Consider the following 21,246-nt stretch of genomic DNA (forward strand, 5'->3'; position numbering starts at 1 on the left):
CCAGGGCCGGGCCAACGCACCGGCCTCGCCGTCAAGGCGCGGTATGGGGGCTGGGCGCATATTCACGCTTGAGTGCTTCAAGGGTGCCGTCGCGCCGCAGTTGCTCCACTGCCTGGCGCAAGGAACCCACCAACTCCGGGTCGCATTGCAGGGAACAGGCCAGGTAAAGGTCCAAGGTGCTCAGCTCCGGGCTGCGGAACAACCGTCGCGGGGACAATTTGGACCAGATGTAGGTGGTTTCCGGAATGCCGTTGAACCAGGCATCGACCCGGCCCATCAACAGCAACTGGGCCGGGTTTTCACCAATCTTCACGGCGTAGATCTGCTCGTTGCTGAAGCCGTTGGCCCGAAGAATCTCCTCTTGGGCGCTGCCCAGCCCCACGGCCACGGTCCGGAAACGCTGACGCGCCTCCTCGAAATCCTTGACTTGCCACTTGAGGCTGAAAAACGCCCGGCCCATGGACATGACCGGCGCAATCCAGGTGTAGCGCGACTCCCGCTCGGGGGTGCGGCTCAGGGGAATGATCAGGGCGTTGTCTTTCTCTTGCACATACTTTTGCGCCCGGGCCCACGGCAACGCGCGCAGTTGCACAGCCACACCGGCCTTGGCCAAGGCGCTGAGGGTCAGGTCGCCGATAATGCCGTGGCGCTGTTCCTCGCTGATGATGGTCAAGGGCGGCGCATCCGGCAGGTACAGCTCGACCTGCGCAGGCACGGCCTGGGCCTGGGCGGTGAACAGCCATCCGAATAGGCATCCGGGGTACAACAACAGTCGGCATAGGCGCTGTGGGGTTTGAATCACCGGCTCGATCTCTTGGCGGTCGTTTTCAGGCAGTCGTTTTCAGGGGTAGCGGCCCAGGGTACGGTTCCATAAACGCGCTGGGCAGTGGGTTTCAGTGGGTTTGGACCTCCGGCGGCAGCCTGGGGATCATCATGCACTGCAATATAGGCGATGAACGGCTGTTGGACAGCATGGAATCGCACGGGCTTTCACCACCCGGTGTGGCCATCGGCAAGCGACAGAGGGTAGCCGCTCTACGGCGCTGGTTTGATCTGGCGGGTGACGATATCGTGAGCGCCTTTAAAGGACGATGTCGGGTCAGGAGAGATCAATTCATGGGCGTAACCTTCATCCCCCTGCTCAAGCGAACGGCGCTGATTCTCGGCGTCAGCCTGGTGGCGGTGCTGGCCTGGCGCATTTATGACAGTGAGCGCGGGCCGGCCCTGCAACCCTGGCACCTGCAAGTACCTCATGAACTGGACGCCGAAGAGCTGGACCGGAGCAATTGGTCGGGCTGGCTAAAAGCCGAGGACCGGGTGTTCAGCGAGGTCCGCCAGCACGTCAGCGAACAGCTCGACCTGACACAGGTGCCGGCCTTGAACCGCTATCGCCTTGACAGCCCGGTGTACCCGCCGCGCTTCAGCCAAGACTGGAACCGCTCCTACGTGCTGGAACCGGACGGCCCGCCCAAGGGCGTGGTGGTGTTGCTCCATGGCCTGACCGACTCGCCCTACAGCCTGCGGCATATCGCCCAGCGTTACCGCGAACAGGGTTACCTGGCCATCGGCCTGCGCCTGCCGGGCCACGGCAGCGTGCCTGCGGCACTCACCGCGGTGGATTGGCAAGACTGGCTGGCGGCCACGCGCCTGGCGCTGCGCACCGCTCGGGAACGGGTGCCGGCGCCCTTGCCACTGCACCTGGTGGGTTACTCCAATGGCGGCGCCCTGGCGGTGAAATACTCCCTGGATGCCGTGCAAGACCCGCAACTGCCCCAGGCAGACCGCCTGGTGCTGCTGTCGCCGATGATTGGCGTGGCCCAGTCCGCGCGTTTTGCCGGGCTGATCAGTTGGCCCGCGGTGTTCCCGGCCTTCAGCAAAAGCGCCTGGCTGCTGCGCCTGCCGGAATACAACCCGTTCAAGTACAACTCCTTCCCGGCCAATGCGGTGCGCCAATCCTGGCTGCTCACCGACGCGCTGCAGAGCCAGGTGGCGCGACTGGCCCAGCAGCGGCAACTGGCGACCCTGCCACCGATCCTGAGTTTTCAGTCCGTGGCCGACGCCACCGTCAGTACCCCGGCGCTGATCAGCGGCCTGTATCGCCACTTGCCGGAGAACGGCAGCGAACTGGTGCTATTCGACCTCAACCGCGCCATGGACTTTGGCGGCCTGTTGGACCCGGCAGCCAGTGATGCCCTGGCCCACCTGTTGCCGGCACCGCCCCGCCACTACCGCACACGGCTGATCACCAATGCCGGCCCTGGGCAGGCGCAGATGCAGATCACCAGCACCGAAGCCGACAGCGTGCAGGCCATCGAGCAGCCCCTGGGCCTGAGCTATCCCCAGGGGGTGTTCTCCCTGTCCCATGTGGCCTTGCCCTTCCCCGAAGATGACGCGCTGTACGGCCCAAGACCCAAGGCCGGTGAGGATTTCGGCATCCAACTGGGGCGCCTGGCCGCACGGGGCGAACGAGGGGTGTTACAAATCCCTCTGGATGACCTACAGCGCCTGACCTCTAATCCGTTCTATCCGTATCTGCTGCAACGCATCGACGACGCAATAGCGTCGACGCCGAGCGGCAACGGGGCCAGGCCATAAGCGCTGTGCCTGGCCCGGAGGCTGCCGTTCATCGGCATTAACGCGGGTGCACGGCTGCATTGATGGCAAATCGCAACTATCGTGCCTGAAGCACAAGACACCGCCCCTCGACGCCGTTTATTCTGATTGCCCGGACAGTTTCCGGACGATATGCGAACCGCAACTGGCGGGTCGACGGCCGGTGTCTTGCACTATTCGGGCAGCTTTTTTTCAAACACAGATGAACCTGGGCAGTGCCCGGTCCTGCAAGGGGATCGGGAACGCCAGGTCGATAGCAGTACGTGGGAGTGGTACATGTCGGGCGTAAAGGATTGGGCGAAACGTGGCCATACATTGCGACGCATCGAGCGTTTCGAGGCCTATTTCAGCGGGTACGGGTTCGAGCCCCACCGCCACGATACCTATGCGGTGGGCCGCACCCTGGCCGGGGTGCACAACTTCAACTACCGCAAGAGCATGCGGCACAACCTGCCGGGGGGCACCATCGTGCTGCACCCCGATGAATTGCACGACGGTGAAGCCGGCACCGAGGACGGTTTCCAGTACCGCATCGTCTATATCGAGCCGGCCCTGCTGCAACAGGCCCTGGGCGGCAAACCCCTGCCCTTTATCACCGATGGCTTGTCCCGCGACCCGCGCCTGTACCAGGCTACCCAGGTGCTGATGCAGGGCATGGACACCCTGATCGACCCCCTGGAGGAAGACGATGCCCTGTACGACCTGGCCCAGGCCCTGGCGGCGGTGGCGGGCATGCAGCGCGGGCGCAAGTCCCTGGACTTCATCGCCGCAGAACGGGCCCGGGAATACATCCACAGTGCCCTGGAACGGGTGGTGACCCTGGATGAACTGGAGCAAGCCAGCGGCCGCGATCGCTGGAGCCTGTCCCGTGACTTCCGCGCCCTGTACGGCACCAGCCCCTACCGCTACCTGACCATGCGCCGCCTGGACCACGTGCGAGTGTTGATGGTGTCTGGTGTATCCATCGCCGACGCCGCGCTGATCGCCGGTTTCACTGACCAAAGCCACATGACCCAGCACTTTACCCGCACCTACGGCCTGCCCCCTGCGCGCTGGCTGCGCATGATCCGCCCCGCCTGACAGTCGGGGCGTCTCTCGACTGTGCAACTTGCACGATCTTACAAGACGCTCATCAGCCCCCTTCTTACACTCCTCAACGCACGGCAACGATGCTTCATGCAACTTCAGGTTGTTGTGCTAATTATTTGATTTCATTGAAATTAAATTTTTAGCCAACACCTTTTTTTGCAGCAGCTAGCCGCCTGATTCCGGGCGGTCAACGGCGCCGTCGCTGCCGACCCTCAACCTGAGGGCGGCGGTCAGGGTGTGCGGTTTCCCCGGCACCCAATCAACCCTTTTGAGCGAGGAAGTCAGGATGAACTCCATGATCAACGTCTCCGTGATTGGCGGAACAGTGGGCGGCACCGTAGGCGGTACCGTCGGTGGCACGGTAGGTGGGACCGTTGGAGGCACGGTAGGCGGCACCGTAGGTGGAACAGTCGGCGGAACCGTAGGCGGCACCTTTGCTTCCTTCGGCGGCGTCCAGCTGAAGTCGCGACTGAGCAAGTAAGGCAGTACCAGGGAACAGGTGCTGAACAGCGCCTGTTCCCTGATTCGGTATGGGGTAAACGGAGCATGCAGTCCATGACAGTCGTTAATAAAGACACCTACGTTCTTTCCAGTGATGTTATCCAGACGCAGGTTGGCCAGCGACTTGCCGTCTATCACCGCCACCTGGGCGGGTTGTTTTTCCTTGATACCGCCGGTGCCCAGGTGTTGCAGAGTTTTATCAGGCCGCAATTGCTGGACCCGGAGCTGTTGGAAAGCGAGGCCGAGACCCGCCAGGAAGAACTGATCCAGCAACTGATCGCGCGCCGCGTCCTGGTGCGTCCCGAGCAACAGGGCGTGTCGCCGTTTCCCGAAGGCGAAGTGCACAAAAAGGTCAACATCATCCAGTTGATCCTGGCCAACGCCTGCAATTTTGGCTGCACCTACTGCTTTGAAGGGGTGCAAGGCAAGGAAATGTCCGCCGAGGACGAAATCAACCGGGTGGACGAATCCCGACTGATCGCCCGCGAAGGCATCAAGGTCAATATCGAAGACTCCATCTACGCCTCCAAGGAGCGCTTCGACCACCAGTACGACCCCAAGAACCGCTCGATGAAACCCGCCGATGGCGTCGCTTACGTCGAGTCGGCGCTGGCCGTGGCCAAGTCCGCCGGGGTCGAAGAAGTCATGGTGCAGTTCTTTGGCGGCGAACCGCTGCTCAACTGGCGCACCATCAAGGCGGTACTCGACCGTTTCGGCAACGGCCAGCAAGACGGCATCCGCATCGCCTACTCCACGGTCACCAACGGCTCGCTGATCACCGAAGAAGTCGCCGAGAACTTTGCCCGTCATCAAGTGGCGGTGTGCGTGAGTTTCGACTCCCCCACCAGCCCCAGCCGTCCGCTGAAAAATGGCGACGACAGCACTCCGGTGGTGATCGCCGGCCTGCGCATGCTGCAAAAATACGGCAACCGCGTGGCCATCAACTCGGCGCTGACCTCGGCCACCTGGTACGAGTTCGACGAGTCGATCGTCGACCTGGCGGTGGATGTCGGTGCCCGGGAAATCGGCGTGGTGGTGGATTTCGATCCGACCTTCTACTCCACCTTCGGCACCCAGAACATCGTCGAACGCCTGTGGAAGGTGATCGAGTACGGCCGCTCAAGGGGCGTGGTACTGACCGGCTACTGGCACCAGATCTTCCAGGTCATGCTGGGTTTCGACAGCGTCAGTTACCGGGGTTTCAAGAACTGCTCGGCCAAGGGCGCGCAGTTCAGCATCGAACCCAACGGCTCCGTGTTCGCCTGCAAGGCCGGCTCCACCCTGCTGGGCAATATCCGCGACGGCGAGCAACTGCTCGACGCCGAACCCTATCAGGCCCACGCCCGGCTGCGCCGGGACAATCCGGAGTTCTGCAAAGGTTGTGAAATAGAGGGTTTCTGCGGTGGCCTGTGCCTCGGCCCGCTGGAGAAGAAATACGCCACGGTGAATGTGGTCGAGCCCTCGGCCTGCGACTTCTACCGGGGCATTACCCGCAAGCACATCGAATCGCTCAAACCTTACGAAATCGCCACGTTCGACCTGCAATCGGTCGACCTCTGATCTTTTCGGCCAGCCAAGGAAGCCAATCCATGCTCAGCGCTATCGCAACCCAACCGCAACTCCAGACCGTGTCGGCCAACAGTGACTACGAACGCCAAGGCTACTGCGTGATCGAGATGCCGAAAATGTCCGCCGAAGTCGAGGCGTCCTTCGCCAACATGCCGCGGGACGGCCACAGCCTCAGCCGCCTGCGGGAAATCCGCCTGTCGCAGTTCTTCGGCTACTGGGATGAAAGTGAATGGGTCTTCGCCCTGCTGCCCCAGCGTAAATACGTGCAATCGGCGCGCTACATCAAGCTCAAGGAAGCCGGCGGCGTGGCTCGCCACCGTGAGCGCATGGAAGTCGATCCCTCGCCGCTGATCGCCCGGGTGCTGGACAACCTGCCGATCGACCGCCGTGATCTGTTCCAGATCAACGTCAACCAGATCCGCGTGGTGGTCAACGACGAGTTCCGTGGTGTCACCGTGCCCGAAGGTCCGCACCGCGACGGTCACGAATACAGTGTCATCGCCATCGCCAAGCGGGAAAATGTCCGCGGCGGCGAAACCCAAGTCATCGATCCAAAAACCATGGAGGTGGTTTACCGTGACGTCCTCGAAGAAAATCAGGCGATTCTCATCGATGACCAGCGCTACATCCATTACGCCAGCGAGATCGAAGCCGAGTCTGGCACCACTGGCTACCGCGATATCTGGGTGATCGAGATCAACCGCTGGGAAACCCGCGCCTACGGCATTGCCCACGAGCGTGAAGCACTGAAGGCCTGAGTCACAGGCCTCACATAATAAATTGCCCAGGGAGGCGATATGGAAGTCGGTCAAGAACTTGAGTTGGTGGAAAGTCGGCCCAGTGCCTTGCGCCGGGTTGCCCCGGCGGCATTGGCCATTGTGCCGGTGAGCATGCTGTTCGGGGTGCTCGCGGCACGGGCCGACTGGTCACTGTTGGAGGTCGCCCTGGTGGGCCTGCTGGGATTCACCGGCAGCGGCCAGTTCGCGGTGCTGCCTCTGGCTCAGTCCGGGGCCGGCTTCTTTACCCTGTTGCTGGTGACCGCTTCGATCAACAGTCGTTACTTGCCGATTGCCTTCACCTCGTCCGCTCGCCTGCCACGGCCCACGCTGCAAAAAGCCAGCGTGGCGCACATGCTCGGCGACGAAGCCTATGCCACCGAGCATGAGGAAGACAGCCCGGCGACGGTGCTGTTGATCCGCGCGACGATCTTTTTTGCCTGGGTGGTGTCCGGGGTGCTGGGTGCCCTGCTGGGCAAGCTGTTGCCCCCGGAGTGGATCGGTAACGAGGTCAACTTGGGCTATCCGGCCAGCGTGGTGCTGATGTACCTGTCGCTGTCACAACTGCGCAGCCGGCTGAGTGTCGAGCGCAACCGATTGGTGGGGATGCTGGCCCTGGTGGCCGTGTGCGTGGGCCTGGCCCTGCTGCTGATCCTGTGGATGGGCCCCGTGTATTTCTGGATCCCCAGCGTGTTGCTGGCCACCGCCGTATTGAGCAAGGCCAACCTATGACCACCTCGACCTGGATCACCATCGCCGCCCTGTTCGCCACCAGTTGCCTGGTACGAATCATTCCGGCCTTCGTCAATGTTCGCCTGCCGGCGGGCCTGCAACGCGGGATGGAGCGAGTGCTGCCAGTGGCCGTGTTCATCAATTTCGCGGTGTACATCGCCTACAGCGAAATGAGCAAGGAGCCTCTGGCGGCCAGCCTGTCCCTGCTCATCGTCGGGGCCATTGCCCTGAGCAATGTGCTGGGCCTGATCGGCGCTGCCGCCATCGGCACCGCCGCCTACTTCGCGGCCATCCACTGGCTGGCCGTGGCTTGAAACCCAAGGCGGCGCTCTCAAGCTCCGCCTGCTCAGGCCTCAGTTCTCGTCCTCACATCCCAGGCCCTGGCGCTGCGCCTCTTCATCGGCCTGGGTCTTGCCCGTCCGAGCCATGATCTGCCCCTGCAGGTGCTTGAGTTCAACGAACACCAGGCGCTCGCAACGGTTGATTTCCCAGACATCACCGGTCAGCACACTGACCGCATACAGGCCCCAGTACTCGGTCGCGCCGGCCTTGGGGTCGTTGTAGCCCAGGCTGAAATCGAAGTAACCCGGATGCGGCGGCCGCCCCTGGTCATCCCGCAGGTCACCGTCGATAAACACCCCGGGGCGGTTCAGGTCATGGCGCTGGTGCTTCAGGGCCAGGCGCAACACTTGCTGCGCCTGCTCTTGGTTCAGGCCGCCGGGGGCGATCTGCGCCGGTTGCAGGCTCGCCATCTGACCGGCCGCCAGGGCCTCGGCGCTGAGCAACAGGCCCAGGCCGAGACTGGTCAATGTTCTGTTCAGCACGCCATGCGCCCTTTGACTGACTTGATGATGTCCGCCAGGTACTTGGCGAAGCCATTGCGCCCGCCAGTAGCGGCGTCACCGGTGTTAAAACCGATCTGCACCAGGGCCAGGGCAAACTCCATGGGGTCCTGCTTGCCACGCACCGCCGAGCCGTAGCGGGTGGCGAACGACTGGGCGCATTGCTGAAATGAAGAAAACTTCGCCACTTTGATCCGCGCATTGCCCTGGGGCGCCTCAGCGCCGATCTGCAGGGGCGCCGGGGCGTGCAGGGAAAAGTAGTTGTTCATCTCCCGGGCAATGCGCCCGGTACCGTATTGGCTCTCCTGGGCGGCGAGACCGAGGATGTTCTCCACCGGGACATTCAACTGGTCGGCTATCGGCTGGCACACAGCCTTGTGCTTGCTGACAAAGGTCACTGCACTGACGTTATTACACAGGCTCACGCTTGTTCCCTCAATGGACGCTTCGATTCCGTGGGTGGATCGTTGAAGCGGCGCAGTATAGGCCGGCCCTCAGCGACTGTTCAGCGGGTTCACCGAGGGCTGGCAAGACTGTGCAATGGCTCACAGTTTTCCGGCTAGAGCTGGGCCCGGGTGCCAAGGAACGCCAGGTAGCGAGGGTCTTCCTCGGCGAAAATCGCCGCACCCGCGCCCATGTAAGCACGCATCAACTGGTCGGCAGCCTGGTCCGGTGCACCGCTGTCGAACAGCACCTGGCCCAGCCGCAAATGCAGGAATGGGTTGCCCAGGGCGTCAGGGCAATGCATGGCGTGTTCCAGTGTGTCGCGGGCCGCGGCCAGGTCACCGCTGAGATACAAGGCATCGGCGATGGCCGCCAGGACCCAGGTCGCCGCTTCCCAGTTTTCCTTGGGCTGCGGGATCAGCTCCCAGGCCTGGCGGTATTCAACCAGCGCCGCCGGGTAATCGCCCGACTCGGCCAGCTCATCACCTTGCTCGCAAAGGTCGCTGATCTGTTCGTGCAGCGCGTCGGGCAGTTCCATCTCATCCATCGTCGATACTCCTGTGTGGATTGGCTGTGGGTTTGGACAGCCTGATTGTGGCCGAGTGCCGAAGGCACTTACGCGGATGTCGCAAAAAATTCACCGGGTGCGCACGCCATGCGAGCCCCCGTCAAAGGTCAAAACGGTCGATGGCCCGGCGCCGTTCGTTGTCATCGCGCACATCGTAGTTGGCGGTGGTCTGGATATTGGTGTGGTGGGCCAGTTTCTGGGCGATGGACAGGTCGTATTCCTCGATCACCCGGGTGATGAAGGAACGGCGAAAATCGTGGGGCATGATCGGCACACCGATCTGGGCGCCACGCTGGCGGGCAATGTAGTAGATCGCGTGTTTGCTGATGCGCTCGCGGGTGATGTGCCCGCCACGACGGATACGGTTGAACAGGAATGCGTCGTCCGCCTCACCGGCCCCCAGTTGCGAACGCCGCAGTTCAAGCCAGGCCTGGAGCTTGGCAAAGGCCCAGGTCGGCGCGTATTTGATCAATTGCTTGTTGCCCTTGCCGGTGACCCGCAGGCTGCGCTCGGCGAAGTCCACCTGATCGAGGTCGATGTTCACCGACTCCGATTTACGCATCCCCGAGCCGTACAGCACGGCAATGATTGCCGCGTCACGCACACCCTGCGGGCGCGGGTCGGCGGCGCAGACGGCCATCAGTTCCTGGATCAGGTTGCGTCGCAGGTTGCGCCCCTGGGACAGGCGCGTACCGGCCATGGGCTTGACCGAGCGCATCTTCAGCAGGTGCTCCTGGCTGATCAGGCTGACCCGCCAGGCCTCGTTCATCACCCCACGCAAGGCGTTGACGTACAGCGACGAGGTATTGGGCGCATAACCGTCTTCACGCAGGGCCGCCACCAGGGCGCTGACGTCCTGGGGCTGCAACCCGTGCCAGGGGATGTCCTCGATGTCCAGCTCGTCGAACCCCAGGCGGTCCGCCGCGTCCTGCAGCACGTAGCGCATGGTCGACTGGCTCGATGGGGACAGGCGTGCCAGGTACAGCCGCAACGGGTTGGGTACCGTCTTCGCGGGCTGGCCATGCTTGTCAGGGGCGGAATCGACGGCGTCAGTCACAGCGTCCTCGCTCGGGTTCTTGCCACGGTTTGACCTGAGTCATAGGCGCCTGCACTTTTTGTACGGTTTTGTGGCCACGGAATGCCCTGCGTCCACCTGTTTCTTTCACTGATTCAAGCCTCGAGACCAACAAACTGAACACCGGCTGTCTGCCTCGAAGATAAACGCCGTTTTACGCTAATTTTCATATTCGTTTCACATTTTCCCGCTTAATCTCAGCCACCGAAATCAGCCAAATTTGAATGCATGCGATTCTCGTCGGCCGAAGATAACATCTTGATCCACATTTACTTTTCGCCAACATGGTCTTTAATCAGGATTTGCACGGAACGCTACGTTGGCCCAACAACCGGATGTCTCTGACGATGAAAGCATGTCGCCTCAATAGCCCCTGAAATCTCCATCCCTTTTTCTATTTTTTCTGACTCCCCAGTCTTGCGATAATTTTTTTCCGAGGTCCCTATGAACCAGGCTTTCCTTCCCTTTTCACGGCCGAGCATTGGCGATGAAGAGATCGCCGCTGTAGAGCAGGTTCTACGTTCCGGCTGGATCACCACCGGGCCGAAAAACCAGGAGCTGGAACAGCAATTCGCCGAACGGGTCGGTGCCCGCCATGCCGTGGCCCTGTCCTCGGCCACCGGCGCCATGCACATTACCCTGCTGGCCCTGGGCATCGGCCCGGGGGATGAAGTCATCACCCCGTCCCAGACCTGGGTCTCCACCGCGAACATGGTCTGCCTGCTGGGGGCGACCCCGGTGTTTGTCGATGTCGACCTCGACACCCTGATGAGCGACGTCGCGGCCATCGAAGCCGCCATCACCCCACGAACCAAAGCCATCATTCCGGTGCACTACGCCGGCGCGGCTTTTGACCTCGACCCGCTGTATGCCTTGGCCGAGCGCCACGGCATCCCGGTGATCGAAGACGCTGCCCACGCCGCCGGTACCTTCTATCGCGGCCGGGCGATCGGTGCCCAGGGCACGGCGATCTTTTCCTTCCATGCGATCAAGAACATGACCTGTGCCGAAGGCGCGATGTTCGTCAGCGACGACCAGGCCCTGGCCGATCGGGTGCGCATGCTCAAGTTCCACGGTTTGGGGGTGGACGCCTACGACCGCCTGACCCACGGCCGCAAACCCCAGGCCCAGGTGATCGAACCGGGCTTCAAGTACAACCTGGCCGACATCAACGCGGCCATCGCCCTGGTGCAATTGCAACGCCTGGACGAAATCAACGCCAAGCGTGAACACCTGGCTCAGGCCTACCTGGAGCGCCTCAAGGACCTGCCGGTCCAACCCCTGGCACTGCCCGCCTACCCTCAGCAACACGCCTGGCACCTGTTTATCCTGCGCATCGACGCCGAGCGCTGCGGCCTTGACCGCGAGGCGTTTATGCAAGGCCTGCAGGCGCAGAACATCGGCACCGGCATCCATTTTATTGCCACCCATCTGCACACCTATTACCGCCAGCGCTTCCCTCAGGTGCAGTTGCCCAACACCGAGTGGAACTCCGCACGCCTCTGTTCGATCCCACTGTTCCCGGACATGACCCTCGACGACGTCGAGCGGGTCACCGGTGCCATTGCAACCCTCCTGGACTGAAGCCTTTGAAACCCTATCCCATTCAGTTCGTGTCGATCGTCATCCCGGTCTACAACGAAGAACAAAGCTTGCCCGAGCTGTTGCGCCGCACCGAAGCGGCCTGCCGCCAACTGACCTACGACTTTGAAATCGTACTGGTGGACGACGGCAGCCGCGACGAGTCGGCGAACATCCTGCAAGCCGCCGCCGAACGCGAAGGCAGCCCTGTGGTGGCGGTGATTCTCAACCGCAACTACGGCCAGCACGCGGCAATCATGGCCGGCTTCGAACAGTGCCGCGGCGACGTGGTGATCACCCTGGATGCCGACCTGCAGAACCCGCCGGAAGAAATTCCACGCCTGGTGGCCCAGGCCGAGCTGGGTTACGACGTGGTCGGCACGGTGCGCAACAACCGCCAGGATTCGGCCCTGCGCCGCTGGCCGTCGAAGCTGATCAACCTGGCCGTGCAGCGTTCCACCGGGGTCGCCATGAGCGATTACGGCTGCATGCTGCGGGCCTATCGCCGGACCATCATCGACGCGATGCTGGCCTGCACCGAGCGCAGTACCTTTATCCCGATCCTCGCCAACAGCTTTGCCCGGCACACCACCGAGGTGCTGGTGGAGCACGCCGAGCGCGAGCACGGCGACTCCAAGTACAGCCCGATGCGCCTGATCAACCTGATGTTCGACCTGATCACCTGCATGACCACCACGCCCCTGAGGCTGCTGAGCATCATCGGTTTCGGCATGGCCGGCCTCGGCGGTCTGTTCGCCCTGATGCTGATCGTCCTGCGGTTGATTTTCGGCGCCACCTGGGCCGGTGACGGCACCTTTGTGTTGTTCGCCGTGCTGTTCGTGTTCACCGGTGGCCAGTTCATCGGCATGGGCCTGCTGGGGGAATACCTGGGGCGCATGTACAGCGATGTGCGGGCGCGTCCGCGCTTTTTTATCGAGAAAGTCTTGCGCAGCCAGCCCGCGGCCCCGGTCCGCAGCGTGACTGTCGACGGTTTAACTTCCACCCATACTGATCAGGTTTCGCCATGAGCAATAAAGCTGTCGTCTTCGCCTACCACGATATTGGCTGCGCAGGCATCGAAGCCCTGCTCAACGCCGGCTACGAGATTGCCGCGGTGTTCACCCATGCCGATGACCCCAGGGAAAACACCTTCTACGGTTCGGTCGCACAACTCTGCGCACGCCGGGGCATTGCCGTGCACGCGCCAGAAGACGCCAACCACCCGCTGTGGATCGAGCGCGTCAGCAAGCTCAACCCCGACTACCTGTTCTCGTTCTACTACCGCAACCTGCTGAGCGAGCCGCTGCTGGCCACCGCACGCAAGGGCGCGTTCAACCTGCACGGTTCCCTGCTGCCGCGCTACCGTGGCCGGGCCCCGGCCAACTGGGTGCTGGTCAAGGGTGAAACCGAAACCGGCGTCACCCTGCACCGCATGGTCAAGCGCGCCGACGCCGGCGCCATCATTGCCCAGGAACGTGTGGCCATCGAACGCAGCGACACCGCCCTGAGCCTGCACGCCAAGCTGCGTGATGCGGCCTCTAGCCTGCTGCGCGACACCCTGCCGCAACTGGCCCAGGGCAAGGTCAGTGAAACCGCTCAGGACGAATCCCAAGCCAGCTACTTCGGTCGTCGTAGCGCTGCCGACGGCAAGATCGAATGGAAACGCCCCGCCGAAGAACTGTTCAACCTGGTGCGCGCCGTGACCCAGCCTTACCCGGGCGCCTTCTGCGCGGTGGGCGAGCACAAGCTGATCGTCTGGAGCGCCGAAGTCGTTAAGGGCAACGACGGCCAGGCCCCGGGCCGGGTCATCAGCGTCGACCCGCTGCGCATCGCCTGTGGCGAAGACTCCCTAGTCATCACCTCGGGCCAGCGCAACGCCAACGGCCTGTACCTGGCGGGTCCGCAACTGGCCAATGAACTGGGCCTGGTGGACGGTTCGCTGCTGCGCGGCGCCGAATCCGGACGCAAGGCGCGCCGCACCCGGGTGCTGATCCTCGGGGTCAACGGCTTTATCGGCAACCACCTGTCCGAGCGCCTGCTGCGTGACGACCGCTACGAGGTCTACGGCCTGGACATCGGCTCCGACGCCATCGAGCGCCTGCGCAGCCACCCCAACTTCCACTTTGTCGAAGGCGACATCAGCATTCACTCGGAGTGGATCGAGTACCACATCAAGAAATGCGACGTGGTCCTGCCCCTGGTGGCCATCGCCACGCCGATCGAATACACCCGCAACCCGTTGCGCGTGTTCGAACTGGACTTCGAGGAAAACCTCAAGCTGGTGCGCTACTGCGTCAAGTACAACAAGCGGGTGATCTTCCCCTCGACCTCCGAAGTCTATGGCATGTGCCAGGACCAGAACTTCGACGAAGACCACTCCAACCTGATCGTCGGCCCGATCAACAAGCAGCGCTGGATCTACTCGGTGTCCAAGCAGTTGCTGGACCGGGTGATCTGGGCCTACGGCGCCAAGGGCCTGAATTTCACCCTGTTCCGCCCCTTCAACTGGATGGGCCCGCGCCTGGACCGCCTCGACTCGGCCCGCATCGGCAGCTCCCGGGCCATCACCCAGTTGATTCTCAACCTGGTGGAAGGCACACCGATTCGCCTGTTCGACGGTGGCGAGCAAAAACGCTGCTTCACCGACATCGCCGACGGCATCGAAGCCCTGGCGCGGATCATCGACAACGACCATGACGCCTGCAACGGCCAGATCATCAACATCGGCAACCCAGACAACGAAGCCAGCATCCGTCAACTGGGCGAAGAATTGCTGCGCCAGTTCGAAGCCCACCCGCTGCGCAGCAACTTCCCACCGTTCGCGGGTTTCCGTGACGTGGAAAGCAAGGCCTTCTACGGCGCCGGCTACCAGGACGTGGAGCACCGCAAACCGAGCATCGCCAACGCCAAGCGCCTGTTGAACTGGGAACCGACCGTGGAAATGAGCGAGACCATCGGCAATACCCTGGACTTCTTCCTGCGCGAGGCCATGCTCGAAATCGCGGAGCGCACAAAAGAAGAAGCACGCTGATGCAGGCGGGTCTGCGCATTGATGTCGACACCTACCGCGGCACCCGTGAAGGCGTGCCACGGTTGCTCGACTCCCTGGAGGAAGCCGGGGTCAAGGCGACCTTCTTCTTCAGTGTCGGGCCGGACAACATGGGGCGCCATTTATGGCGCCTGATTCGTCCGCAATTCCTGTGGAAGATGCTTCGTTCCAACGCCGCCGGCCTCTATGGCTGGGACATCCTGCTGGCTGGCACTGCCTGGCCGGGTAAACCCATCGGTCGCGACCTGGGGCACCTGATGCGCCAGGCCCTGGCCGCCGGCCATGAAGTCGCCTGCACGCCTGGGACCACCACGGCTGGCAGGCCAATGCCGGGCGCTGGAGCCAGGCCCAACTGATCGAGCAGATTCGCCAAGGCGTCGACAGCCTCAACGACATTCTCGGCCAGGCAGTGAGCTGTTCGGCGTCCGCCGGCTGGCGCGCCGACGAGCGTGTGATCGAAGCCAAGCAGGCCTTTGGCTTCCGCTACAACAGCGATTGCCGGGGCCAGAGCCTGTTCCGGCCGCGCCTCGCAGATGGCCGCTTGGGCGCCACGCAGATCCCGGTGGACCTGCCCACCTTTGATGAGGTGGTCGGGCCGCTGGTCAGCGCCGGGGATTTCAACGGTTTTATCCTCGACCGGTTCAGCCCGGCGAAACTCAACGTCTACACCGTACACGCCGAAGTGGAAGGGATTCTCATGGCCAATGATTTCCGTCAGTTGCTGGCCAGTGCCCAGCAACGCGACATTCAGTTCCACCCCCTGGGTCAATTGCTCCCCGCAGACACCGCCAGCCTGCCCTCGGGCCAGGTGGTACGCGGTGCCCTGCCCGGTCGCGAAGGCTGGCTGGGAGTGCAAGGCGCATGACCAGACGTTGGGCTCTGCCCCTGCTATTGATCGCCTTCGGCCTGTTCTACCTGCTGCCGCTGGGCACCCACGGCTTGTGGATTCCCGATGAAACCCGCTATGCCCAGATCAGCCAGGAAATGCTCCTCAGCGGCCATTGGGCGTCGCCGCACTTCATGGGCATCCGCTACTTTGAAAAACCCGTGGCCGGTTACTGGATGATCGCCCTCGGCCAGGCCCTGTTCGGCGACAACCTGTTCGGCGTACGCGTAGCCTCGGCCTTGAGCAGCGGCCTGAGCGTGCTGCTGGCCTATGTGATCGCCCGGCGCCTGTGGAACGACCCGCGCAAGAGCCTGGCCAGCGCCCTGCTCTACATGAGCTTCACGGTGATCGCCGCGTCGGCCGGCTACGCCAACCTGGACCCGCAATTCACCTTCTGGGTCAACCTGAGTCTGGTGGCCCTGTGGTTCGCCTTCGACAATCAGACCCCGGCCGGGCGCCTCGGCGCCTGGGCCCTGCTCGGCCTGGCCTGTGGCATGGGCTTCATGACCAAAGGCTTTCTCGCCTGGTTGTTGCCGGTGCTGGTCGCCCTGCCCTATGCCCTCTGGCAGAAGCGCTTCCGTGAGTTGCTGATCTATGGCGGGGTCGGCGTGCTGGTGGCACTGCTGGTCAGCCTGCCCTGGGCCCTGGCGGTGCACGCCCAGGAGCCGGACTACTGGCGGTTCTTCTTCTGGCACGAGCACATCCGTCGCTTTGCCGGTGAAGACGCCCAACATGCCTCGCCGTGGTGGTACTACCTGCCGTTGCTCGTGGCTTACAGCGTGCCTTGGGTGTTGCTGCTGCCGGCCACCTTCAAGCACGCCTGGCAGTCGCGGCGCCAGGCCCGCAGCGGTTTCCTGATCCTGTGGCTGGTATTGCCCCTGGCTTTTTTCAGCCTGAGCAAGGGCAAGCTGCCGGCCTATATCCTGCCGTGCCTGCTGCCCCTGGCCCTGCTGATGGGCAGCAGCCTGATGGACACACTGGCCGCCGGAAAAACCCGCGCCGTCAGCCTCAACGGTCTGCTCAACCTGATCTGCGGCCTGCTGGGGTTGCTGACCCTGGTGTACTTCCAGATGAAAAAGCCGCTGTACATGGGCGAACCCCAGCATCTGGTGCTGGTATTCGTCGCCCTGATCGGCTGGATCATGGCCAACCTGCTGCAAGCCTTCCGCCCTCTGCAGCTGTGGGCGCGCCGGCGCTTGGCAGTTGGCTGCTGGTGGCCCTGGTACCGGCCGGCCTGCCCCACTCCGTGGTCGATAACAAGATGCCCGACCAGTTTATCCTCGAGCACCAAGAGGCACTGGGCCAGGCCAAAGCGCTGCTGAGCAATGACCTGGGGGCAGCGTCGGCCCTGGCCTGGCGCCTGCGTCGGCCCGATGTGGCCCTGTACAACACCGAAGGCGAAGTGAAGTACGGCCTGGGCTACGCGGACAGCGCCGCGCGCAAGGTCGACCTGAACCAGGTCCAAGGCTGGATCAGCGAGGCCCGAAAAACCGGTTCGGTGGGCGTGGTGATGCGGGTCAAGAGTGATGACGAGCTGCACGAAGTCGACTTGCTGCCCAAGGACGCCCAGCGTTACCAGCGCGGCAATATCGTGATTTTCATCATCCCCCAGGTACAGCCATGAGCCTGTTGCTCTTGCTTCTGGCCTGCCTGCTGACCTGTCTGGGCCAGGTGGCGCAGAAGTTCGCCGTGGAAAGCTGGCGCGACCGGCCGTCCGCGCTGCGCGACAAACTGCGCTCGCCCTGGCTGTGGTTGGCATTGGCCAGCCTGGGCTTGGGCCTGCTGGTGTGGCTGCTGGTGCTGCAACGCATGGAGGTAGGCGTGGCCTACCCGATGCTCAGCCTGAACTTCGTACTCATCACCCTGATTGCCCGCTTCGTCTTTCATGAACACATCGACCGCCGTCACTGGCTGGGCGTCGCCCTGGTGATCGGCGGCGTGGCGTTGTTGAGTCAACACGCATGAGCCGGCTCCGCGGTTTTACCTTTGCCCTGGGCAGCGTGGCCCTGGTCAGCGCCGCCCAACTGGGCATGCGCTGGAGCATGACCCGCCTGCCCGCCCCGGCCCAATGGCTCGAGGCCCTCAGCGGCGGCAGCCTGGACCTGGCGGCCCTGGGGCTGGTGCTGGCGGCCATCGGCGCCTACGCCCTGTCCATGCTCTGCTGGCTGCTGGCCCTGCGCGACGTGCCCCTGGGCCGCGCCTATTCGCTGCTGAGCATCAGTTATGCCCTGGTCTACCTGCTGGCCGCCGCCCTGCCGGCGTTCAACGAACCCTTCAGCCTCTCCAAAAGCCTGGGGGTGGCCTTGGTCATCCTCGGCGTCATCGTTATCAACTCTCGACCTGCTCCCGCGACAAGTCCCAGGAATACCCCATGAAAATCAGCGTATTTGGAAGTGGTTATGTCGGGCTGGTACAAGCCGCCGTATTGGCTGAAGTCGGCCACGATGTCATCTGCATGGACATCGACGAGCACAAGGTCAAGCAACTGCAACAGGGGCTCGTGAGTATCTTCGAGCCGGGGCTAGCCAGCCTGGTGCGGGAAAACCTGGAAGCCAAGCGCCTGAGCTTCACCAACGATGAGCAACTGGCGGTGCAGCATGGCCAGGTGCTGTTCATTGCCGTGGGCACGCCGTCTAGCGAAGACGGCTCGGCGGACTTGCGTTATGTGCTGTCGGTGGGCGACGCCGTGGCCCGGCACCGCGAGCAGCCAGTGATCCTGGTGGAAAAATCCACCGTGCCAGTGGGCACCGGCGACACGCTGAAGGCCCATATCGACGCGGCCCTGGAAGGCCGGAACCTGGAATTCGATATCGTCTCCAACCCGGAATTTCTCAAGGAAGGATCGGCCGTGGCCGATTGCCGACGCCCGGACCGGATCATCATCGGCTGCGAGCGTGAAGAGGTGCGCGAGGTGATGCGCGAGCTGTACGCACCGTTCAACCGCAACCACGACCGCATCATGTTCATGGACCTGCGCAGCGCCGAGCTGACCAAGTACGCGGCCAACTGCATGCTGGCGACCAAGATCAGCTTTATCAACCAGATCGCCGAGCTGGCCGAGCACCTGGGGGCCGACATTGAATCGGTGCGCCTGGGCATCGGCGCCGACTCGCGCATCGGCTATCACTTTATCTACCCCGGCTGCGGCTACGGCGGCTCGTGCTTCCCCAAGGACATGCGCGCGCTGATCCACAGTGCCGAGCAAGCCCACTGCTCCAGCGACCTGCTGCAAGCGGTGGAAGCCATCAACGAGCGGCAGAAACACAAGCTGTTCCAGCGCATCCATGCGTTCTACAAGGGTGAGCTGCGCGGCAAGACCTTTGCCCTCTGGGGCCTGGCCTTCAAGCCCAACACCGACGACATGCGCGACGCGCCGAGCCGGGTGTTGCTGGAAGCACTGTTCGCCGCAGGGGCCGAAGTGCGGGCCTTCGATCCCGAAGCCATGCAGGAAACCCAGCGCCTGTACCCCAACGAGTCGCAGTTGATGCTGATGGGCACCCCGGAATCGGTGCTCAACGGTGCCGACGCCCTGATCATCTGCACCGAGTGGCAGCAGTTCAAGGCCCCGGATTTCGAGCTGATCGAAAAACGCCTCAAGGCCCCAGTGATCTTCGACGGCCGCAACCTGTACGACGCCGAACGCCTGGCCCGCGCCGGTTTCACCTACTTCCCCATGGGCCGTGGTGAATCCCGCCACTTGCCGATCGCCCGGCAAGCCGTCCTCGGCAACGCTGCCCAAGCCTGAATGGACATCGACCCCATCGCCCCGTCCAAACGCCTTTATTGGCAAGCGCTGGGGCTGGGGTTGCTGGCCTTGCTGCTGTTTAGCGCGGGCGTCTATCAGCAGCCGGTGATCGGCTTCGACTCTCGATTCGTGCTGTTCGCCAAGGAAATGCTGCGCCACGGGCCGGGGTTTTTCCCCACCACCTACGGGGAGCCCTACGCGGACTACAGCGCGGCATCCACCTGGCTGGTGTACCTGCTGTCGCTGCCCCTGGGCCAGGTCACCACCCTCAGCGCCTGGCTGCCCAGCGCCCTGTCTGCGGCCCTGATCGTCAGCCTGATGTATCGCCTGGTGGCGCCCTACTCCCGCCCCTGGGCCCTGCTCAGCGTGGCCTTGCTGCTGCTGAGCAACACCTTTATCAGCGAAACCCGTGCCGTGTCCCTGGACCAGATGCTCGCCGCTGTGGCCCTGGCGGTGTTCTACCTGGGGTACGCCCATGAGCACTTCGCCGCGCCGCGCCGGACCTGGCTGATCCTGCTGTTGCTGGCGCTGGGGTTTGCCATTCGCGGGCCCATTGGCCTGGTGATTCCCACCGGCATGCTGTGCAGCTATTACCTGTTGAACGGCCAATGGCGGCGCCTGCTGGGTTTTGGCTGTAGCGCCCTGCTATTGCTCATGGCCGGTGTGGCGCTGTTGCTGTGGCTGGCCCAGCTCAGTGGCGGCCCGGGTTTTGTCCAGGACGTGATCCGCATGCAGTTCATGGGGCGCATGGACGGCAGCGAAGGCTCCAGTGGCCTGTTCTTCTACTTCACCAGCTCCCTGGGCAACTACGCCTTGGCCTACCCTCTGTCCCTGTTGACCTGGGTGGGTGTGTTACTGGCCGGGCGCGGTGATCAAGGCCCGGCCTTCAGGTTGCTGCGCCTGTGCACCGCCGCCGGTTTGGTGGTGATGATCGGCCTGTCGATTCCCCAGGCGAAGAAGGCCCGTTACCTGCTGCCGATGCTGCCCATGGCGGCGATTATTGCGGCCTATCCATTTCAGGCTCAGCGCGGATCGCTCTTCACCGCGTTGCGAGTATTGATGCAGGGCCTGTGGCTGCTGTTGCCAGGGGCCCTCTTGGTGGCCCTGGTGCTGTTGCAGCGCCGGTTTCCCCAGCAAGGGGTGGCGCTGCCAACGGTCTTGGCGATCCTCGGCGGGCTGCAACTACTGGCCCTGTGCCTGTTGCGAGCTCGCTGGCGAGCGGTGGGCCTGGCCTACAGCGCCGTGCTTGCGGTGTGGACCTGTTACATCGGGGTCTTCGAGCCAGTGCAACGGCAGTTGTATGACACCCAGGCGTTCAGCCATGCCGTGCTGCAACGAATCCAGACCGACCCCGCGCCTCTGGTGCTGTACGGCATGGGCAAGGACGCCAAGGCGATCAAGTTCATGGTCAACCTCGATCAGGACCTGCAACCGCGGTTCAGCGAGCAGCTACCGTCGTTGCTGGCCTCGCCGGAACCGGCCTGGCTGATGCTCGATCAAAGCGCAGTACGAGGCACGCCCCTGGAACACGTTACCCCGGCCTTGAGCGGTCGTTTCGACAATAACGATTACCTGCTGCTGCGCCTGCCCGCCTCCGTGCCGGGCGCCGACTGAAGGCCGCCGCTTGACGCCGGTCATCCGCCTTGAACGGAGGGTTCGGGTTTAACTGCAAAAATAATGCACTTAACCAGCATTATTATGAATTTGTCAGCACCCCATTCGAACGGCACACTGTGGCCGTTCCTTCCCCCAAATGTTGGAACGTTAAAGGGCTTT

At 63.0% G+C, this 21,246-nt stretch carries 18 protein-coding genes and 2 pseudogenes; 15 read left to right on the forward strand and 5 right to left on the reverse strand.

Translation table 11 applies throughout. The features are described 5' to 3' along the window. Positions 1 to 31: 31 nt before the first annotated feature. The gene (locus M1B34_RS02170; RefSeq protein ID WP_268264376.1) at positions 32 to 799 is read right to left on the reverse strand and encodes a substrate-binding periplasmic protein; all 768 of its coding nucleotides are present in this window, start codon (positions 797 to 799) and stop codon (positions 32 to 34) included. A gap of 317 nt (positions 800 to 1,116) precedes the next feature. Between M1B34_RS02170 and M1B34_RS02175 the strand changes: the two genes are divergently transcribed. The 6 genes from M1B34_RS02175 (at position 1,117) to M1B34_RS02200 (ending at position 7,594) form a co-directional block, all read left to right on the forward strand. Beyond that, positions 1,117 to 2,595 (forward strand): alpha/beta hydrolase, encoded by a 1,479-nt coding sequence (locus tag M1B34_RS02175; RefSeq protein ID WP_268264343.1) that lies wholly within the window; start codon positions 1,117 to 1,119, stop codon positions 2,593 to 2,595. 294 nt (positions 2,596 to 2,889) lie between these two features. Then, positions 2,890 to 3,693, forward strand: a complete 804-nt coding sequence (locus M1B34_RS02180) for an AraC family transcriptional regulator (protein ID WP_123332999.1) — start codon at positions 2,890 to 2,892, stop codon at positions 3,691 to 3,693. 564 nt (positions 3,694 to 4,257) lie between these two features. After that, the gene (locus tag M1B34_RS02185; RefSeq protein ID WP_185039238.1) at positions 4,258 to 5,763 is read left to right on the forward strand and encodes a radical SAM/SPASM domain-containing protein; all 1,506 of its coding nucleotides are present in this window, start codon (positions 4,258 to 4,260) and stop codon (positions 5,761 to 5,763) included. A gap of 29 nt (positions 5,764 to 5,792) precedes the next feature. Then, complete coding sequence (locus M1B34_RS02190) at positions 5,793 to 6,530, forward strand: 2OG-Fe dioxygenase family protein (RefSeq protein ID WP_123332993.1); 738 nt, start codon at positions 5,793 to 5,795, stop codon at positions 6,528 to 6,530. 39 nt (positions 6,531 to 6,569) lie between these two features. Further along, entirely contained in the window at positions 6,570 to 7,280 is a 711-nt protein-coding gene (locus M1B34_RS02195) for an AzlC family ABC transporter permease (protein ID WP_123332991.1), read from the forward strand. Further along, a complete protein-coding gene (locus M1B34_RS02200; RefSeq protein WP_123332989.1) occupies positions 7,277 to 7,594 on the forward strand; it encodes a hypothetical protein in 318 nt (105 codons plus the stop codon). The genes M1B34_RS02195 and M1B34_RS02200 overlap by 4 nt, the downstream gene beginning before the upstream one ends. Before the next feature lie 39 nt (positions 7,595 to 7,633). Here the strand turns inward: M1B34_RS02200 and M1B34_RS02205 are convergent, their stop codons facing one another. The 4 genes from M1B34_RS02205 to M1B34_RS02220 form a co-directional block, all read right to left on the reverse strand. Next, on the reverse strand, positions 7,634 to 8,104 hold the full coding sequence (locus M1B34_RS02205) for a hypothetical protein (RefSeq protein ID WP_268264344.1): 471 nt from the start codon (positions 8,102 to 8,104) through the stop codon (positions 7,634 to 7,636). Further along, a complete protein-coding gene (locus M1B34_RS02210) occupies positions 8,098 to 8,547 on the reverse strand; it encodes a glucosaminidase domain-containing protein (RefSeq protein WP_185039236.1) in 450 nt (149 codons plus the stop codon). The genes M1B34_RS02205 and M1B34_RS02210 overlap by 7 nt, the downstream gene beginning before the upstream one ends. A 134-nt stretch (positions 8,548 to 8,681) precedes the next feature. Further along, the gene (locus tag M1B34_RS02215; RefSeq protein ID WP_268264345.1) at positions 8,682 to 9,113 is read right to left on the reverse strand and encodes a tetratricopeptide repeat protein; all 432 of its coding nucleotides are present in this window, start codon (positions 9,111 to 9,113) and stop codon (positions 8,682 to 8,684) included. A 121-nt stretch (positions 9,114 to 9,234) separates the two neighbouring features. Further along, the gene (locus M1B34_RS02220; RefSeq protein ID WP_425273486.1) at positions 9,235 to 10,080 is read right to left on the reverse strand and encodes a site-specific integrase; all 846 of its coding nucleotides are present in this window, start codon (positions 10,078 to 10,080) and stop codon (positions 9,235 to 9,237) included. A 573-nt stretch (positions 10,081 to 10,653) separates the two neighbouring features. Here M1B34_RS02220 and arnB point away from each other — a divergent pair. From arnB to M1B34_RS02270, 9 genes and pseudogenes are all read left to right on the forward strand, one after another. Then, complete coding sequence (gene arnB / locus M1B34_RS02225; protein WP_268264347.1) at positions 10,654 to 11,793, forward strand: UDP-4-amino-4-deoxy-L-arabinose aminotransferase; 1,140 nt, start codon at positions 10,654 to 10,656, stop codon at positions 11,791 to 11,793. Between the two features lie 5 nt (positions 11,794 to 11,798). Then, entirely contained in the window at positions 11,799 to 12,818 is a 1,020-nt protein-coding gene (gene arnC / locus M1B34_RS02230; protein WP_123332981.1) for an undecaprenyl-phosphate 4-deoxy-4-formamido-L-arabinose transferase, read from the forward strand. Continuing rightward, positions 12,815 to 14,821 carry a bifunctional UDP-4-amino-4-deoxy-L-arabinose formyltransferase/UDP-glucuronic acid oxidase ArnA gene (arnA, locus tag M1B34_RS02235; RefSeq protein ID WP_123332979.1) on the forward strand — a complete coding sequence of 669 codons (2,007 nt, stop codon included), beginning with the start codon at positions 12,815 to 12,817 and terminating at the stop codon, positions 14,819 to 14,821. The genes arnC and arnA overlap by 4 nt, the downstream gene beginning before the upstream one ends. Further along, positions 14,821 to 15,704, forward strand: a pseudogene (gene arnD, locus M1B34_RS33955) (4-deoxy-4-formamido-L-arabinose-phosphoundecaprenol deformylase). The gene arnA and the pseudogene arnD overlap by 1 nt, the downstream one beginning before the upstream one ends. Beyond that, positions 15,701 to 17,349: pseudogene (gene arnT / locus M1B34_RS02250) on the forward strand (lipid IV(A) 4-amino-4-deoxy-L-arabinosyltransferase). The pseudogenes arnD and arnT overlap by 4 nt, the downstream one beginning before the upstream one ends. Next, on the forward strand, positions 17,346 to 17,690 hold the full coding sequence (arnE, locus tag M1B34_RS02255) for a 4-amino-4-deoxy-L-arabinose-phosphoundecaprenol flippase subunit ArnE (protein ID WP_123332973.1): 345 nt from the start codon (positions 17,346 to 17,348) through the stop codon (positions 17,688 to 17,690). The pseudogene arnT and the gene arnE overlap by 4 nt, the downstream one beginning before the upstream one ends. Next, positions 17,687 to 18,100, forward strand: coding sequence for a 4-amino-4-deoxy-L-arabinose-phosphoundecaprenol flippase subunit ArnF (arnF, locus tag M1B34_RS02260; protein ID WP_123332971.1), 414 nt, complete (start codon positions 17,687 to 17,689; stop codon positions 18,098 to 18,100). Before arnE ends, arnF begins: the two co-directional genes overlap by 4 nt. Beyond that, on the forward strand, positions 18,097 to 19,470 hold the full coding sequence (locus tag M1B34_RS02265; RefSeq protein ID WP_268261505.1) for a UDP-glucose dehydrogenase family protein: 1,374 nt from the start codon (positions 18,097 to 18,099) through the stop codon (positions 19,468 to 19,470). Before arnF ends, M1B34_RS02265 begins: the two co-directional genes overlap by 4 nt. Next, entirely contained in the window at positions 19,471 to 21,084 is a 1,614-nt protein-coding gene (locus tag M1B34_RS02270) for an ArnT family glycosyltransferase (protein WP_123332967.1), read from the forward strand. Positions 21,085 to 21,246: the final 162 nt, after the last annotated feature.

Source organism: Pseudomonas morbosilactucae, from assembly GCF_023241715.1.
GTDB lineage: Bacteria > Pseudomonadota > Gammaproteobacteria > Pseudomonadales > Pseudomonadaceae > Aquipseudomonas > Aquipseudomonas morbosilactucae.

Bases quoted from the DNA above. Each gene is read 5' to 3' on its own strand.
- M1B34_RS02175 (WP_268264343.1), top strand. From the start codon at position 1,117: ATGGGCGTAACCTTCATCCCCCTGCTCAAGCGAACGGCGCTGATTCTC.
- M1B34_RS02180 (WP_123332999.1), top strand. From the start codon at position 2,890: ATGTCGGGCGTAAAGGATTGGGCGAAACGTGGCCATACATTGCGACGC.
- M1B34_RS02185 (WP_185039238.1), top strand. From the start codon at position 4,258: ATGACAGTCGTTAATAAAGACACCTACGTTCTTTCCAGTGATGTTATC.
- M1B34_RS02190 (WP_123332993.1), top strand. From the start codon at position 5,793: ATGCTCAGCGCTATCGCAACCCAACCGCAACTCCAGACCGTGTCGGCC.
- M1B34_RS02195 (WP_123332991.1), top strand. From the start codon at position 6,570: ATGGAAGTCGGTCAAGAACTTGAGTTGGTGGAAAGTCGGCCCAGTGCC.
- M1B34_RS02200 (WP_123332989.1), top strand. From the start codon at position 7,277: ATGACCACCTCGACCTGGATCACCATCGCCGCCCTGTTCGCCACCAGT.
- M1B34_RS02215 (WP_268264345.1), bottom strand. From the start codon at position 9,113: ATGGATGAGATGGAACTGCCCGACGCGCTGCACGAACAGATCAGCGAC.
- M1B34_RS02220 (WP_425273486.1), bottom strand. From the start codon at position 10,080: ATGCGCTACGTGCTGCAGGACGCGGCGGACCGCCTGGGGTTCGACGAG.
- arnB (WP_268264347.1), top strand. From the start codon at position 10,654: ATGAACCAGGCTTTCCTTCCCTTTTCACGGCCGAGCATTGGCGATGAA.
- arnA (WP_123332979.1), top strand. From the start codon at position 12,815: ATGAGCAATAAAGCTGTCGTCTTCGCCTACCACGATATTGGCTGCGCA.
- arnE (WP_123332973.1), top strand. From the start codon at position 17,346: ATGAGCCTGTTGCTCTTGCTTCTGGCCTGCCTGCTGACCTGTCTGGGC.
- arnF (WP_123332971.1), top strand. From the start codon at position 17,687: ATGAGCCGGCTCCGCGGTTTTACCTTTGCCCTGGGCAGCGTGGCCCTG.
- M1B34_RS02265 (WP_268261505.1), top strand. From the start codon at position 18,097: ATGAAAATCAGCGTATTTGGAAGTGGTTATGTCGGGCTGGTACAAGCC.
- M1B34_RS02270 (WP_123332967.1), top strand. From the start codon at position 19,471: ATGGACATCGACCCCATCGCCCCGTCCAAACGCCTTTATTGGCAAGCG.